The 16,251-nt window shown below is 46.2% G+C and carries 14 protein-coding genes; all 14 read left to right on the forward strand.

From position 1 onward, the window contains the following. The first annotated feature begins 103 nt into the window (after positions 1–103). The 14 genes from dpsA (at position 104) to MKY23_RS11375 (ending at position 16,228) form a co-directional block, all read left to right on the forward strand. Positions 104–1,003 (forward strand): dipicolinate synthase subunit DpsA, encoded by a 900-nt coding sequence (gene dpsA, locus MKY23_RS11310; RefSeq protein WP_339838043.1) that lies wholly within the window; start codon positions 104–106, stop codon positions 1,001–1,003. Beyond that, positions 1,000–1,596, forward strand: a complete 597-nt coding sequence (locus tag MKY23_RS11315; protein ID WP_123064494.1) for a dipicolinate synthase subunit B — start codon at positions 1,000–1,002, stop codon at positions 1,594–1,596. Before dpsA ends, MKY23_RS11315 begins: the two co-directional genes overlap by 4 nt. A gap of 303 nt (positions 1,597–1,899) precedes the next feature. After that, positions 1,900–3,117, forward strand: a complete 1,218-nt coding sequence (gene dapG, locus MKY23_RS11320) for an aspartate kinase (protein WP_090923822.1) — start codon at positions 1,900–1,902, stop codon at positions 3,115–3,117. Between the two features lie 47 nt (positions 3,118–3,164). Next, the gene (gene dapA, locus MKY23_RS11325; protein ID WP_339838048.1) at positions 3,165–4,043 is read left to right on the forward strand and encodes a 4-hydroxy-tetrahydrodipicolinate synthase; all 879 of its coding nucleotides are present in this window, start codon (positions 3,165–3,167) and stop codon (positions 4,041–4,043) included. 479 nt (positions 4,044–4,522) lie between these two features. Continuing rightward, positions 4,523–6,205, forward strand: coding sequence for a ribonuclease J (locus MKY23_RS11330; RefSeq protein ID WP_090923820.1), 1,683 nt, complete (start codon positions 4,523–4,525; stop codon positions 6,203–6,205). A gap of 258 nt (positions 6,206–6,463) precedes the next feature. Beyond that, positions 6,464–7,228 carry an ATP-dependent Clp protease proteolytic subunit gene (locus tag MKY23_RS11335; RefSeq protein ID WP_339839376.1) on the forward strand — a complete coding sequence of 255 codons (765 nt, stop codon included), beginning with the start codon at positions 6,464–6,466 and terminating at the stop codon, positions 7,226–7,228. Then, entirely contained in the window at positions 7,225–7,455 is a 231-nt protein-coding gene (locus MKY23_RS11340) for a YlzJ-like family protein (protein ID WP_090923819.1), read from the forward strand. Before MKY23_RS11335 ends, MKY23_RS11340 begins: the two co-directional genes overlap by 4 nt. Positions 7,456–7,545: 90 nt before the next feature. Further along, complete coding sequence (locus MKY23_RS11345) at positions 7,546–10,329, forward strand: DNA translocase FtsK (RefSeq protein ID WP_339838051.1); 2,784 nt, start codon at positions 7,546–7,548, stop codon at positions 10,327–10,329. 179 nt (positions 10,330–10,508) lie between these two features. Next, the gene (gene sleB / locus MKY23_RS11350; protein WP_090923817.1) at positions 10,509–11,342 is read left to right on the forward strand and encodes a spore cortex-lytic enzyme; all 834 of its coding nucleotides are present in this window, start codon (positions 10,509–10,511) and stop codon (positions 11,340–11,342) included. A gap of 126 nt (positions 11,343–11,468) precedes the next feature. Next, the gene (locus tag MKY23_RS11355) at positions 11,469–12,752 is read left to right on the forward strand and encodes a pitrilysin family protein (protein ID WP_221790523.1); all 1,284 of its coding nucleotides are present in this window, start codon (positions 11,469–11,471) and stop codon (positions 12,750–12,752) included. A 2-nt stretch (positions 12,753–12,754) separates the two neighbouring features. Next, a complete protein-coding gene (locus tag MKY23_RS11360; protein WP_339838053.1) occupies positions 12,755–14,035 on the forward strand; it encodes a pitrilysin family protein in 1,281 nt (426 codons plus the stop codon). Positions 14,036–14,126: 91 nt separating this feature from the next. Beyond that, a complete protein-coding gene (fabG, locus tag MKY23_RS11365; protein WP_090923945.1) occupies positions 14,127–14,858 on the forward strand; it encodes a 3-oxoacyl-ACP reductase FabG in 732 nt (243 codons plus the stop codon). A gap of 141 nt (positions 14,859–14,999) precedes the next feature. After that, positions 15,000–15,263 (forward strand): DUF3243 domain-containing protein, encoded by a 264-nt coding sequence (locus tag MKY23_RS11370; RefSeq protein WP_090923814.1) that lies wholly within the window; start codon positions 15,000–15,002, stop codon positions 15,261–15,263. Between the two features lie 197 nt (positions 15,264–15,460). Further along, positions 15,461–16,228: a DUF3388 domain-containing protein gene (locus tag MKY23_RS11375; RefSeq protein WP_090923944.1), complete on the forward strand. Its 768-nt coding sequence runs from the start codon at positions 15,461–15,463 to the stop codon at positions 16,226–16,228. Positions 16,229–16,251 lie beyond the last annotated feature (23 nt).

A 16,251-nucleotide genomic window follows, 5' to 3' on the forward strand; every position in this document is an offset into this window, starting at 1 on the left:
GGCTTTTTATGTTGAACAAGGATTTCATTCTTTTATTGTTTCACCCCCCTGTAGGCCACTGCATACGATAAGGCATACATGTGGTGAAAGGAGTGACGTCCCGATGCTGACCGGAGTCCGGATAGTCGTTCTTGGCGGAGATGCAAGGCAACTTGAAGTCATTCAAAAATGCGCCGAGCTCGATGCGACGGTAAGTGTAGTAGGCTTCGATCAACTGGAGCAAGTGATTCCGGGCATTGAGCACCGCGAACTCAAGGATGAAGTATTTGCTTCTGCAGATGTACTGGTACTGCCTGTTGTGAGCTGTGATGATCAAGGAAAAGTGAGCTCTTCGTTTAGTAGTGAACCGATTGTTCTGAAAAAGGAACATATAGCCGCCCTGCCGGAGCATTGCACCGTATTTACTGGTATGGCAAAGCCGTTTTTGCGTGAACTTTGCGAGGAGAATGGCCTTCGGCTTGTGGAAGTGCTTGATCGTGATGATATCGCACTATACAACTCTATTCCGACAGCGGAGGGAGCCATCGCCATTGCAATTAAAGAAACGGATTTTACGATTCACGGGTCTGAATGCATCGTGCTTGGCATCGGTCGAACAGGGTTTACGCTAGCCAAAACATTGCAGGGACTTGGAGCTAATGTACGAGTAGGAATTCGGCGGAATGAGGATGTTGCTAGAGCAACAATCATGGGCTGGAAGCCTTTCATGACAACGGATTTGGCCGCTCAAACCGGGGAAGTTGACTTGCTTTTTAATACGATACCGACTATGATAATCACAGCACAAATCCTGTCCAGAATGCCTCAAAAAGCGGTTATTATTGACCTTGCATCCGCTCCTGGCGGCTGCGATTTCAGATATGCCGACAAACGTGGCATCAAGGCACTGCTCGCACCAGGCCTCCCCGGCATTGTTGCTCCCAAAACGGCTGGCGGCATTATTGCCGACGCGTTAATCCGTTTGCTTTTGGAAGAACAGAACGCACGGGAGGTTAAATCATGAACTGGCAGGGTAAAACGGTAGGTTACGCAATTACGGGGTCTCATTGTACGTTTGAAGAGGTTATGCCAGTCATTAGCCGCTTTGTATCCGAAGGCGCGAATGTCGTTCCGATTATTTCGAACTCGGTACTGACGACGGATACACGTTTCGGTACAGCGCAGAATTGGCAAAAACAATTGAAAGATATAACGGGTAATGATATCATCTCTACAATTGTTGAGGCGGAGCCTTTAGGGCCCTCTAAGCTGCTTGATGTGCTGGTCATTGCTCCATGTACGGGGAATACCACAAGCAAGCTGGCGAACGCGATGACGGATAGTCCGGTGCTTATGGCTGCAAAAGCGCAGATGCGTAATCAGCGTCCGCTTGTGCTGGCGATATCGACGAATGATGGACTTGGTTTGAATGCAGCAAATATAGCTAAATTATTAGTGGCCAAATATGTATATTTTGTACCGTTTGGTCAAGATGATCCAATGAAAAAACCAAACTCGTTAGTTGCCAAAATGGAACTTATCCCGGAGGCTTGCTGGAGTGCACTAGAAGGAAAGCAATTGCAACCGATGATTGTGGAGCGTGCTCCACAGGCTTAAGGATGGCATTAGGGCAATAACGGCAATGCGCTTGGAGAAATGAAGAAGGGTACGAGAGACAAAGAAAATCATGGGGGACGATAGCTGGTCTATACAGCTACCTCTAAACACGTTCCTGTTCATAAGGGCATTCCTGCTTGCATATGATCTTCATGCAGCAAGCAGGAGAGATGTATTTGATATACATGTCATACATGCCGTATACATTGCTGAGATTATCGCATCGGAACGCTCCCAAGGGTTATGCATTTGTTGATTTGACCCGTGTCCAGTCTTCTTGCGTACACAAATGGAGGAATAAAGATGCGTATTATGGTACAAAAATTTGGAGGTACATCGCTCTCTACAGTGCAAGCGAGAGAGCATGTGCTCCGGCATGTTAAACGTGAGCTCGAAGCGGGTTTTAACCTCGTTATTGTGGTTTCAGCTATGGGCCGCCGCGGTGAGCCGTATGCTACGGATACACTTTTGGACTGGGCTGCACAGAACGGAAATGCTCTATCTGCTCGGGAAAAAGATTTACTGCTGTGCTGTGGTGAAATTATTTCTGCAACAACGCTCAGCAGCTTGCTTGAACATGAAGGCATTCCAACTTCAGTGCTGACCGGCGCACAAGCGGGTTTTGTGACGGACGACAATTTCGGGAATGCCCGGATATTGGATGTCCGTCCTGTTCGTGTGCTGGAACAGCTTCAACTTGGTCGTGTTGTCATTGTAACTGGATTCCAGGGACAAACGGAAAAAGGCGATTTTACCACACTCGGACGCGGAGGCAGTGATACATCCGCTACAGCTCTGGGTGCAGCACTACGAGCTGAGATGGTGGACATCTACACGGACGTTAACGGGATATTAACGGCTGACCCTCGGATTGTTGAAGATGCTCGTCCACTAACCGTAGTAAGCTATGCAGAAATCTGTAACATGGCTCATCATGGGGCAAAGGTTATTCATCCGCGTGCCGTCGAGATTGCGATGCAATCGCAAATTCCTGTGCGGGTAAGATCTACTTTTGCCGATACAGAAGGTACGCTTGTTACCCATCCGGAAGGGTTTCAGGATGTACAGACAGGCATTATTGACCGCTATGTAACCGGTATTGCTTATGTGAGCAATGTTACGCAAATTACGGTGGATGTGCCTGGTGGGACGGATCGACTGCAATTAAAAGTTTTCAAAACGATGGCTGAAAATTCAATTAGCGTTGATTTTATTAATGTTACCCCCTCGGGAGTCGTCTATACCGTATTTGATAGTGATTCAGAGAAGGCTATACGCGTATTGCAGGAGATCGGTCTAAAGCCTCAAAGTCTGTCCGGCTGTGCCAAAGTATCTGTTATTGGCGGAGGAATTAACGGTGTGCCTGGAATTATGGCCCGCATTGTGGAGTCACTGACGCTCGCAGACATTCAGATTTTGCAATCAGCGGATTCCAACACGACGATCTGGGTGCTTGTCAAAAAAGAAGATATGGTTCAGGCCTTGAGGGCACTTCATACCTCATTCGAACTTCACTTGTAACTCACCCATGTTAGCGGACCCAGACTTGTTTTGAGGGAGGAATCGAATTGGACTTTGGAAGATTGATTACAGCAATGGTCACTCCGTTCAATGCACAAGGAGAGATACATTGGGAGGAAACGGCACGTCTCATCGATTATCTGATCGTTGATCAAAAGTCGGAGACTCTCGTGATTTCTGGTACAACAGGGGAGTCGCCAACACTTAGTGATACAGAGAAAGTTCAATTATTCGAATTTGCAGTGAAACATGCGGCTGGAAGGTGCAAGATTATAGCCGGGACGGGTAGCTACAATACAGCGCATTCTATCCATCTGACAGAGGAAGCTGAACGTGTCGGGGTAGACGGGGTATTATTAGTTGTACCGTACTACAACAAACCTAGCCAAGAAGGTATGTTTAGACATTTTGAAGCGATTGCTGCTGCAACGACGTTGCCAGTGATGCTGTACAATGTACCTGGACGTACTGTCGCAAACCTGTCTGCCGCAACCACATTGCGACTGGCACAAATCCCGAATATTGTGGCGACGAAGGAATGTGCATCCATGGAGCAGGTGACTTTAATAGCAGCGGGTGCGCCTGACCATTTCAGAGTCTATACAGGGGATGACGCAGCAGGTCTGCCTGCTATTGCAGTCGGTGCTCACGGTATTGTTAGCGTGGCGAGTCATGTCGTAGGTGCGGAGATGAAAAATATGATCGATGCCTTTTATGGCGGCGACCCTCTACAGGCGAGACGCATTCATCAGAAGCTCTTCCCGCTCTTCAAAGGGCTGTTTGAGTGCCCACAGCCTTTGCCTAATCCGGTAGCGGTAAAATATGCATTAACTTTACGTGGACTGAACGTAGGTTCAGTACGTCTGCCTTTGATTCCGCCTACTACGGAGGAGCAGGATTACATTAAAAATCTGCTTCAATTGTAAATAAAAGTTGGATTCTTTAGACGTTTATTAATGATAAGCATGAGCGCTTTGTTTAACGAAAGAACCGCACCTCTCAAGTTGAGGCAGCGGTTCTTTTTTTGACGAGCGATGTAAGGTTTCTTTTTTTGCAGGAAGGGAAACCTACAGGTTAACGAGAGAGTGACTTGTTTTTTCTGTTTTTAATCATGTATAATGATGTCAAGTGACTGGGTGCGGTATTTTTTTGAAATTGAAAGCGACATCGTTTCGTTGGTGTGGCTTTGCGGTGAAAAAGGAAGGAACGGCTAAGAGGGGAAATTCGGATCCAACCTGTTGGTGATGGGGTATAACTTCGAAGAACTTCTTCCAGATATCGTGAATAAAGGTGTTCTTTTGCATTCATCCCTAATTCTTAGGGGTGTGATGTTTGAACTACTTTTCTTAACTTACAATAAATAATAAGGTACGACGTCCAACTACCATAGGAGGTTCAGATTCATTTGTCTAAGAAAAATAATAATAACGAGAAGCTGATGATTTTTGCATTGGGCGGCGTAGGCGAGATTGGTAAAAATATGTATGTTATCCAATACGCGAACGACATTGTAGTCGTAGACGCTGGTCTTAAATTCCCTGAAGAAGATATGCTTGGTATTGATATTGTCATCCCTGACATTTCGTACTTGACTGAGAACCGTGATAAAGTACGCGGCATTATTTTAACTCACGGACATGAGGATCACATCGGCGGTTTGCCATATGTCCTCAAACACTTGAATGTTCCTGTTTACGGAACAAGACTTACACTTGGTCTTGTCGAGAACAAACTGAAAGAAGCTAATTTGCTTGGTGAGACGAAACGTATCCTCATCAACGCAGATTCAGAGCTCGAACTGGGAACAACGCTGAAAGCATCATTCTTTGCTACTAACCATAGTATTCCGGATTCCGTCGGGGTATGTGTAGAAACGCCGGAAGGCGCAGTTGTTCACACGGGAGACTTTAAATTTGATCATACGCCAGTGAATGGTCAGTATGCAGATCTTCAACGTATGGCACAGATCGGAACCAACGGCGTACTTGCGTTGCTCTCTGACAGTACCAATGCGGAGAAACCTGGATTCACTCCATCTGAGAAAAACGTAGGCATTGTGCTGGAAGATATTTTCCGCAAAGCTAGCCAACGTGTCGTTGTCGCAACGTTTGCTTCCAACGTGCACCGTATTCAACAGGTTATCAATGCAGCAGAGGTTACTGGACGAAAAGTTGCAGTGATCGGACGTAGCATGGTAAATGTGGTGGGGATTGCTTCGGATTTAGGTTATCTGGAAATTCCAGACGGAATGATCATTGAGCCGGAAGAAGTTGGCAAAATGGCTGCAGATCGTGTAGTTATCCTTTGCACAGGTAGCCAAGGTGAGCCAATGTCCGCATTGACACGTATGGCGCGTTCTACGCATCGTAAAGTGGACATCCTTCCTGGAGATACTGTTATCATTGCGGCAACACCAGTACCAGGAAACGAAAAGTATGTAGGCCGTACAATTGACGAACTGTTCCGTTTGGGAGCTAACGTACATTACAGCGGTGCTAACAGTGGCGTTCACGTATCTGGTCACGGAAGTCAGGAAGAATTGAAGCTTATGCTCAACCTGATGAAACCGAAATACTTCCTGCCAATTCACGGTGAATTCCGGATGCAACGTCGTCACGCGGTTCTCGCTGAATCTGTAGGCATCGACCCGGACAATATTTTCATTACGGATATCGGTGAAGTTGTCGAGATTCAAGGCGGAGCTGCACGTAAAGCAGGTAAAGTAACTGCAGGTAACGTGTTGATTGATGGTCTGGGTGTAGGTGATGTTGGTAACATCGTATTGCGTGATCGTAAGTTGCTGTCGCAGGATGGTATTCTGGTTGTCGTGGTAACACTCAGCAAGCAGGATGGTAAAATCGTCTCTGGTCCGGATATTATCTCCCGCGGATTCGTGTATGTACGTGAATCAGAAGGACTGCTGGATGAGGCTAATCGCATTGTAAGCAGTACTTTGCAGAAGCTGATGAGTGAAAATGTAAACGAGTGGGCATCACTTAAAACAAATGTTAAAGATGCTTTGGGACGTTTCCTGTATGAGCAAACGCGTCGTAGACCGATGATTTTGCCAATCATTATGGAAGTTTAAAATAAGTTTAATGAAAAACATATAATCAGGCACACAGTCGCCCCTTCTCTACGAGTAATATTGGACGGTTCCTCGTAGAGAAGGGGCTTTTTTGTGTTTTTAAAAGGGAGTATGAGAGGGGAGCAAAAATTTCAAAGACGGATTGATGGAAATGTTTGTTCAGGGAAAGTATAAGGTCGTTGACAGATTCCCCATACTAAGGAAAAGACAACAATTATATTTTTCAGGAGAAGGAGACAGCATTTTATGAATGAGCAGATGAATAACAACAAACGAATGCCAAAATCCAATCAGTCGGAGGCCGAAGCTCCAGATATTCCGGTGCAGGAGGAGAAGCAACTTTCTCCAGTCACAGAATCCATTCAGCAGTTCGGGCAAACACAGTCACCAGCCAGTGAATCTAATATTTTCTGTATGACCATTATCGGTCAGGTAGAGGGACATTTGATTTTACCCCCACAGAACAAAACAACCAAGTATGAGCATATTATCCCGCAGCTGGTAGCGGCAGAACAAAATCCGAAGATTGAAGGCATTTTGATTATTCTCAATACGGTAGGTGGCGATGTGGAGGCTGGACTTGCTATTGCTGAGATGATTGCCTCTTTGAGCAAACCAACGGTGACCGTTGTCATTGGAGGAGGGCATAGTATTGGTGTACCTATTGCAGTTGCTTCCACGTACTCGCTTATTGCGGGAAGTGCCACAATGACGATTCACCCGATACGTATGAACGGACTTGTCATAGGTGTACCCCAGACGTTTGAATACATGGAGAAGATGCAGGAACGTGTTGTACGGTTTGTAACTTCGCACTCTAACATTTCCGAAGACATGTTCAAAGAATTGATGTTCAAGACAGGAGAATTGAATCGGGATATTGGAACAGCGGTAGGAAGTGCGGACGCAGTGAAGTACGGTTTGATGGATGCTGTTGGTGGTATTGGTCAAGCCATTGCACAATTGAACAAGCTTATGGGAGATAAAAGACAGTCGATGCAGGCGGGAGGATACACGCAATGACAATGTATACTGTGATGCCTCCAGAGCAACTATGGTCAGGCATGTGGACAGAGGCGGGGGATACGAAAGAGATTCGAATGAATGGTTTATTAATGCAGGTCAGACCGGTAAACGACACCGAGGCTGTTATTGTGCGTTTACTTGACTGCCCACTTGAAGCGTATCTGGACCCGTCCAATCTGCCGGGCGCAACCGTTCCGCTTTCGGGTAACACAAGTCCAACATAACGCGACGAATTCAGACAAATGGTGCAGAAAAAGAACATATGTACGGAATATATTTGTATGGTATAATATTCTTCTGGGGGTGACCTGATTTTGGCCAGAAGAAAAAAGAGGAAAAAAAAGGGTGCCGGATTTAGTGGCGTCTTAAAATATGAAATTTATGGCATTGTGCTAATCACGCTGGCAGTTATAGCACTATCGGGTGAAGCTACAGTGGGACGCTCGCTTTCCAAGATGTTTGGACTGATGCTTGGCAAGTTTTATTTTGCGATTCCGCTTGTGGGCATATATTACGGTTTGATGGTGATGATTCATCGGAAGTGGCCGAGTGGCTGGACTACACGCAAGACTGGTTTGGTACTGCTCGTCTTTGCGTTAACCTTGATGAGCACCATATCCGCCATGCATCAGAAGCTGCTTCCGGTTGACGCACTTGAACCAGGTGCGGTGCTGACCCAGGTACATAATGATATGCAAATTGAACTATTGACACCTGCTGCCTCTGGAGAACGGGATTCCATGCTGGGTAAGGATATTAGCGGCGGGTATCTTGGTGCAGGACAGTTTGCTTTATTTTTGTGGTTATTTGGCAGTCTAGGCGCAAGATTGATCATGATCGTCATGTTTGTGATTAGCTTTATGCTTGTTACGGGATTGTCCTATGTTGATTTGATACGCATATTCCGAACAAAGATTTGGGATGCTGGCAGCTCGATGTACAAAAAGCTGGAATCCAGACCAGCAAAACGTTCCGCTTCCAGTGTGGCGGGGATTAAGAAAAACAACGCACGTAAACTCGCAACTGTACCCGTTGATGATGAGGAAGAGGATGACGAATATGATTCTCCCGACTCCCAAGAAGGACAGCTGCCCAAACGTAAGGCACCGATATTCTTCCAGTTGTTTGGAAAATGGGGGGCGGATCGTCAGTCGTCGACGAAGCAGGCTGATGAATCATCGCAAACAGATGTGCTTGAATCGGAACAGGTCGTTTATCGTGCTGGGCAGGAGTTGCCAACCGAGGCATGGTCTGGGGAGCCTGAGTCACTTGTGATCAAAGGTTCTGTTGTAGCAGCTGTTGGTGCAACAGCATCAGTAACGCAGACCAAGGCTGATTCGGCACCGATCATTCGTGACTTCTTTGAACATGTCAGATCAGATGGCTCTGACAAAGATGATGATCTGGATGATGCATATCCGTTCCCGGACGATCTGAATCATAACGACAGCACTCTGGATCAGGTAGACAAAGCGGATATTAAATTTACAGATGAACTGGTAGAAGCTGAGTGGACTGGTGCGCATGACGCAACAGACAAGCTTCAAGCCGATCTTGAGCAAGAGATAACGGATGGAGCAGACGGACCGAGTGAAACGCTGAACTCAGGAACGGAGCAGGATGGTGTGACAGGAGAGAATGCTCAACCGGTCGTACCGCCACCACCACCGCCGAAGCCATACAAGCTTCCTTCATTCCGTCTTTTGTCCAAGCCTAATAATAATGGAAAAGGCGCCGACCAGAAGGATTATATGCAGACAGCACGCAAGCTGGAAGCGACGCTAGAAAGTTTCGGTGTACGTGCCAAAGTTCTGGAGGTTGTCCGAGGTCCAGCGGTCACAAGGTATGAAATTCAGCCAGATATCGGGGTTAAGGTTAGCCGGATCGTCAGTCTTACCGATGATATCGCTCTAGCTCTGGCTGCGAAGGATATTCGGATGGAGGCACCAATTCCAGGTAAATCGGCAATTGGCATTGAAGTTCCGAATGGCGAGGTATCCGTTGTGACCATGCGTGAAGTGATGGAAACAGCCACGTTCCAGGATGCTGAATCCAAAGTAACGATCGCATTTGGACGTGATATATCAGGTCAGACGATCATTGGCAACTTGGCTCGTATGCCCCACTTGTTAGTGGCTGGTGCTACCGGATCAGGAAAGTCGGTATGTATCAACGGCATTATTACCAGCATTTTGTATAAAGCAAAGCCGGATGAGGTCAAGTTTCTAATGGTTGACCCCAAAATGGTTGAGTTGAATGTTTATAACGGAATTCCGCATCTGATGGCACCCGTTGTGACCGATCCGAAAAGAGCGTCGCTTGCGCTCAAAAAGATCGTAGTCGAGATGGAGAAAAGGTATGAGTTGTTCTCCAAATCAGGTACACGTAACGTTGAGGGATATAACAATCTGATGAAAGATAATCCGGCGGCGGTACTGCCTTACATTGTGGTTATTGTGGACGAGCTCGCTGATTTGATGATGGTAGCTGCTGGAGATGTAGAGGATGCGATTGCGCGTCTTGCGCAGATGGCTCGTGCAGCCGGCATTCACCTGATCATTGCGACGCAGCGTCCTTCCGTTGATGTTATTACAGGGGTAATCAAAGCCAATATTCCTTCACGGATTGCATTTGGCGTATCCTCACAAGTCGATTCACGGACGATCCTGGATATGGGCGGAGCGGAGAAACTGTTAGGTCGGGGCGATATGCTGTTCATGCCAATGGGTGCTTCCAAGCCAATTCGTGTTCAGGGTGCGTTTATGAGCGATGAGGAAGTTGAAAATATTGTGAATTATGTCCGAGGTCAAGGTGAAGCGCAGTATGATGAATCCCTTGTACCTGAGGTAGATGATTCCAATCAAGCAACGGAAGAAGTACAGGATGAGCTATACGAACAGGCTGTACAGATCATTCTGGAAGCGAAGCAGGCTTCGGTGTCACTCTTACAACGTCGAATGCGGGTAGGTTATACGCGTGCAGCGCGTTTGATTGACTCGATGGAAGCCAGAGGTGTGATTGGGCCATATGAAGGCAGCAAACCGCGCGAAGTCCTTGTTTCGCTGGAACAGTATCAACAGAACAAAATAAGCTCATAGCGAAGCATTAGAAAACCTTCAACCGTTATGGTTGAAGGTTTTTTGCTGTTTCACAGCTTTTGAGGTTTTGCCATTTGCTCCAGAGTTCGGATCGTTTGGTGCATAGGAAACAACACTGCTTGTCATAATAACGGTAGCGATTCTGTTAAATCCCACAAGAGAAAGGTAGAGCATAGTCTATGCGAAAAATGAACCTATGGCTTTTCACTGCTATTTTGCTGATAACCGCGCTTGGAATCCGTTATTTGCTTCCTGAGCATACAGCACCTCAAAGTGCTGCTCAGAACAACCCTCCAGTAGAGGAAAAAGCAGTGCCGACCTTCAGTAACAATACCGTGAAATATGGCAGTTACGGTCAGGATGTCTACGAGCTTCAGGGACGATTGAAGTATCTCGGTTTTTACAATGGCAAAATCGATAGTAATTTCGGCAGTAGCACGCTAAAATCAGTGAAATGGTTTCAATCTGAATTTGGCATGAAGGCAGATGGCGTGGTTGGAGCCAAAACGAAGCTAAAGCTGTATAACGCCAGCACCAAATGGTCCCCTACCGAGCCTCCTTTGCACAAAGAAGGAGCATCTGGCGGAGACACAGGCGGAGGTGGAGAACCTTCAAGTAATGAGAAGGACAATATGGGTTCTGCCAATGCGCTCGGACTCTCCGAGAACGAGCTTAAAATTATGGCGAATGCCGTATATGGCGAAGCGCGAGGAGAACCGTTTGAAGGTCAGGTAGCCGTAGCCGCTGTTATTCTGAATCGCGTAAACTCAACAAGTTTTCCATCTACGCCTTCTGGGGTCATCTTTCAACCGGGAGCCTTTACAGCCGTAGCAGATGGACAGATTTATCTGGAGCCCAATGCACAGGCGAAAAAAGCTGTAGAACAGGCATTGAACGGGTGGGACCCTTCCGGTGGATGTTTGTATTATTTTAACCCGAAGACAGCCACATCCAAATGGATATGGACTCGTCCGCAGGTGAAAACGATTGGGCAGCATATATTCTGCATGTAATCGGGCGGGAAGCAACCAGAAGGCATGACTTCGGTTGCTTCTTGGCTTTTGGATGGTTTAAAATGGTGGTTACGTTTAAGCTTGAGGAAATGTTATCTAAATGACGCCGTAAAGGGGTTTTGACATTTGAATACCGTAGCATTTGAACGAGGTAGCCGTAAACAGCTACGTATCCATGTGCTTCCAACCAAACGTTTCAAGACGTTCGCTATCTCACTGTATGCTGGAGTTCCGCTACGCGAGGACACCGTTACTCCCGTGGCACTGACACCGTTTGTTTTAAGAAGAGGGACGGAGTCGTATCCGGAAACAACGCAGTTTCGAGAGCAATTGGAGCACTTGTATGGAGCAGGATTTGGTTTTGACGTCTATAAACGCGGTGATTATCAGATTGTGCAGTTTCGTATGGACACCATTAATGATTCGTTTGTCGGAGGTGGGGAGCAGCAACTTCTGGATCGTTCGTTTGCGTTTCTTGGAGAAGTATTGACCAAGCCCGCGAGGGAAAATGGACACTTCAAAACGTCGTATGTACAGGCAGAACGCGAGACGGTTCGTAAAAAGCTGGAGTCGATTGTGAACGATAAAATGCGTTATGCAGCTGAACGGTGTATCGAAGAAATGTGCAAGCATGAACCTTACCGGCTTCATCCCTTGGGTGAACGAAAAGCACTGCCAGCCATTGAACCTCCTGAATTAACAGCTACTTATGAAAACTGGCTAAAAGAAGCCAGTATGGACTTGTATGTGGTCGGGGATACAACTCTGGAAGAAGTGGAGGAACTGGTAGAGCGTCATTTTAACCTTGAACGCAAGACTTCCTCTGACTATCAGGCTCAGAAGTCGGTGCGTGGGGATGAGGAGCCAAATACGGTCATTGAACGGCTGAACATTGGGCAGGGCAAGCTGAACCTGGGGCTTCGCACTTCCATTACCTATGCAGACGATAAATACGCATCAGCGCTAATGTATAACGGTATTCTGGGTGGATACCCGCATTCGAAGCTGTTTGTCAATGTTCGTGAAAAAGAAAGCCTCGCCTATTATGCTTCTTCCAGATACGACGGGCACAAAGGCATTGCTACTGTTCAATCCGGGATTGAAATTCCCAATTATGAAAAAGCAGTGACCATCATCAAGCAGCAACTTGAGGAAATGAAACTTGGCCATATCACAGATCTGGAGATGTCCCAGACGAAAGCGATGATCCGTAATCTGTTAAAAGAAATGCAGGATGCTGCTTTTGAGATGATTGCTTACGATTTTAACCGTCAGTTGTCTGGTAAGGAAAGAACGTCTGAAGAGCTACTTGCACAAATCGAGCAGATTACCAAGCAGGATGTTCGTGAGGCCGCAGAGCAGTTCCGTCTGGATACGATTTATTTCTTGCGGGACGAGAAGGAGGAATAGTCGTGGAGAGCATTCGGTATGAACATTTGCAGGAGACATTATATTACGAAGTAATGGCGAGTGGACTGCATGTCTATGTTTTGCCTAAACCGGGTTTTCAGAAAACATATGCCACCTTTGCGACCAAATACGGGTCAGTGGACAATCACTTTCAGGTGGAAGGGCAAGCCGAGGTAAAGGTGCCCGACGGTATTGCTCATTTTCTGGAACACAAAATGTTTGAGGAGCCAACGGGTGATATTTTTGCAACATTTGCTTCTCACGGTGCTTCTGCGAACGCTTTCACAAGTTTTGATCAGACCGTTTATTTGTTTTCGGCAACCGAAAATATGAACGAAAATATACAAACATTAGTTGATTTTGTGCAAAATCCGTACTTTACTGATCAGAACGTCAATAAGGAAAAAGGCATCATCGAACAAGAAATTAATATGTATGCCGATAATCCGGACTGGCGTGTTTATTTCGGGTTGATTGAAGCAATGTATCAAAAACATCCGGTGCATATTGATATTGCGGGCACGGTCCAATCCATTAACACGATCACCAAAGAAACGTTGTATACGTGTTATAACACATTTTATCACCCAAGTAACATGCTCTTGTTTGTTGTCGGCGGTGTTGATCCTGAGCAGGTCATTAGCATGGTTCGTTCCAATCAGGAGCAGAAAAATTTCGAGCCGCAGGGCCCGATTTACCGTTTCTTTGAACCAGAGCCAGAGCAGGTGGGGGAGGCCAGACGAGAGGTCAAATTATCCGTTTCTCTGCCGAAATGTTTGTTTGGATTCAAAGAAACGGATGTTGGACTTACAGGAGAGCCACTTTTGCGCCGGGACACGACCTCGCAGCTGATGATGGATCTGTTGTTTGGTTCCAGCACACGTCTGTTTCAGAAGCTTTATGATGAAGATCTGATCTCGGATAGTTTTGGACATGACTATATCAGTTCACCACAATATGCCTTCTCTGCAGTCGGTGGGGATACGAAAGACCCGGATCAATTGTTGAAACGGATACGCCAAGAAGTCGAAGCGATTATGCAAAAAGGATTCGATGCTTCCGATTTTGAACGTGCGCGCAAAAAGAAAATTGGCGGTTATTTGCGCATGCTCAATTCACCAGAAAACATTGCGAATGAATTCACACGGCAGCATTTCCGTGGCGGTGATTTTTTCAATATGATTTCATTGTATGAAACGATTACACTTCAAGATGTGAATCAAAGATTGAAAGAGCATATTCGTTGGGATCAGCTCGCTGTATCACTCGTTGTTAGTCCTTAACCATGGAGAGGGAAAGGGACAGCGATCGAAGGGTTCACCAGATTGAGAGTGAAAGTTATGGGGGGAACACATTGTGAAAGCTATAGGGGAAATGACTGTTCTGGTTACCGGGGCAAGCGGAGGCATAGGAGCTGCAATTGCAGAGCGGTTTGCCAGTGTAGGTATGAATGTTGTGTTGCACTACATGAAATCGCATGAAGCAGCCAATGAAGCGGCAAGACGTTGTATGGAGCGAGGAAATGGACGTATCATGACGGTTTCAGCTGATCTTCGCAGCAGGGAACAGATTCAGCGTATGCGGGAAAAATTGGCTGCTCACGAGTTGTTGCCGGATATTCTTGTGAATAACGCTGGTATATCTCACTATGGTTTGCTAGCGGATGTGACAGAGGAAATATGGGATGAAGTGATGGCAATTAATCTGAAAGGTACTTTTCTATGTACACAAGAGATGATGCCACATATGATCTCCCAAAGATACGGTAGAATTATTAATGTGTCATCCATATGGGGGCTATCTGGTGCATCTTGTGAGGTGTTGTATTCCACAACCAAGGGCGGGGTAAATGCCTTCACGAAGGCACTTGCTAAAGAGCTTGCTCCCTCCGGCGTTACGGTGAATGCCGTTGCTCCAGGGGCTGTTCAGACCACGATGTTAGACCATCTGGATCAGAGTGAGTTGAAGATGTTGGAAGAGGAGATTCCTGCGGGGCGACTGGCGCAGCCGGACGAAATTTCGTCACTGGTTTATTTTCTCGCGCTACCTGAGTCGGGATATATCAATGGACAGATTATCAGTCCGAATGGGGGCTGGCTGACTTAATGCCGTGTTCAAGTTGCAAGTCAGTGGATTGTGAACTTACAGCTTGATTTTAATTTTAAATGCTCGTATATAAAATGTCCCGAAAGCACATATTACAACTGTTGATTTTAAATCTCATGCGTCAGCCAAGGAGGATTTATCATGTCAACAGACAAAACAGTGGTTTCTAACTTCGACACATGGAAGAAGTTCCTGGGTGATCGCGTACTGCAAGCTGAGAGGATGGGGATGAGTGAAGAAACCATCAACAAACTGGCATACGAGATCGGCGACTTTCTGGATGAGAAAGTTGACCCGGCGAACCATTCCAACCGAGCATTGAAGGAACTATGGGATGTCGGCGATGCGGATGAGCGTCGTACGATTGCGTGCCTGATGGTCAAATTGGCCAAACAAAACGCATAAGACTAGAGATGAAGAGCTCCCGCAAGGGGGCTTTTCTCTAATGATTACAAACGGATTACAGAGCTGTTCTTGTAATTCATTTTCATTTTATATATCATTAACGTGACCCATTTTTAGAAGATGACCCGAAATAGCGTCCAATGGACACGTTCGGATGTTGTCGAATAATGTGGAATAATGCATTACGGGGTGTATACATGGAAACTAAACAATGGTATATGGAATATAAAATACATAAGAACAGACCTGGTCTTTTGGGGGATATCGCCTCCATGCTAGGGATGCTTGAAGTCAATATATTGACCATCAACGGTGTTGAAGGCAAAACACGGGGCATGTTGCTCGAGTCAGATGATGACGAAAAGATTCGTCTGCTGGGAGAGATGCTTGGTAAAGTCAACAGCATTACGGTATCTGCATTGCGTCAACCTAAATTGGTGGATATTCTGGCTGTACGTCACGGTAGGTACATTGACCGGGATTCAGATGATCGCAAGACATTTCGTTTTACTCGGGACGAACTTGGGTTACTCGTTGATTTTTTGGGTGAAGTATTTAAAAGAGAAGGCAATCAGGTCATCGGCTTGCGGGGTATGCCGCGAGTTGGTAAAACAGAGTCAATCATCGCAGGCAGTGTATGTGCCATGAAGCGTTGGACTTTTGTATCTTCTACCCTTCTTCGCCAAACGATACGTAGCCAGATGTCAGAAGACGAGTTAAACCCGAATAATGTATTTATTATCGATGGGATTGTCAGTACGATTCGCTCCAGTGAGCGGCACTATAATCTTTTGCAGGATATCATGTCGATGCCTAGTACGAAAGTGATTGAGCATCCGGATATTTTTGTGCAGGAATCCGAATATGATTATAATGATTTTGATATTATTATTGAATTGCGTAATAATCCTAACGAAGAAATTATTTATGATACGTTTACGGCAAGCTATACCGACGAACTGTAAAGCTCCGTACGGAATCATGGAAT

The sequence above is a fragment of the Paenibacillus sp. FSL R7-0272 genome (genome assembly GCF_037969905.1).
Taxonomy (GTDB): domain Bacteria; phylum Bacillota; class Bacilli; order Paenibacillales; family Paenibacillaceae; genus Paenibacillus; species Paenibacillus polysaccharolyticus.

Bases quoted from the DNA above. Each gene is read 5' to 3' on its own strand.
- dpsA (WP_339838043.1), top strand. From the start codon at position 104: ATGCTGACCGGAGTCCGGATAGTCGTTCTTGGCGGAGATGCAAGGCAA.
- MKY23_RS11315 (WP_123064494.1), top strand. From the start codon at position 1,000: ATGAACTGGCAGGGTAAAACGGTAGGTTACGCAATTACGGGGTCTCAT.
- dapG (WP_090923822.1), top strand. From the start codon at position 1,900: ATGCGTATTATGGTACAAAAATTTGGAGGTACATCGCTCTCTACAGTG.
- MKY23_RS11335 (WP_339839376.1), top strand. From the start codon at position 6,464: ATGAATAACAACAAACGAATGCCAAAATCCAATCAGTCGGAGGCCGAA.
- MKY23_RS11340 (WP_090923819.1), top strand. From the start codon at position 7,225: ATGACAATGTATACTGTGATGCCTCCAGAGCAACTATGGTCAGGCATG.
- sleB (WP_090923817.1), top strand. From the start codon at position 10,509: ATGCGAAAAATGAACCTATGGCTTTTCACTGCTATTTTGCTGATAACC.
- fabG (WP_090923945.1), top strand. From the start codon at position 14,127: ATGACTGTTCTGGTTACCGGGGCAAGCGGAGGCATAGGAGCTGCAATT.
- MKY23_RS11370 (WP_090923814.1), top strand. From the start codon at position 15,000: ATGTCAACAGACAAAACAGTGGTTTCTAACTTCGACACATGGAAGAAG.
- MKY23_RS11375 (WP_090923944.1), top strand. From the start codon at position 15,461: ATGGAAACTAAACAATGGTATATGGAATATAAAATACATAAGAACAGA.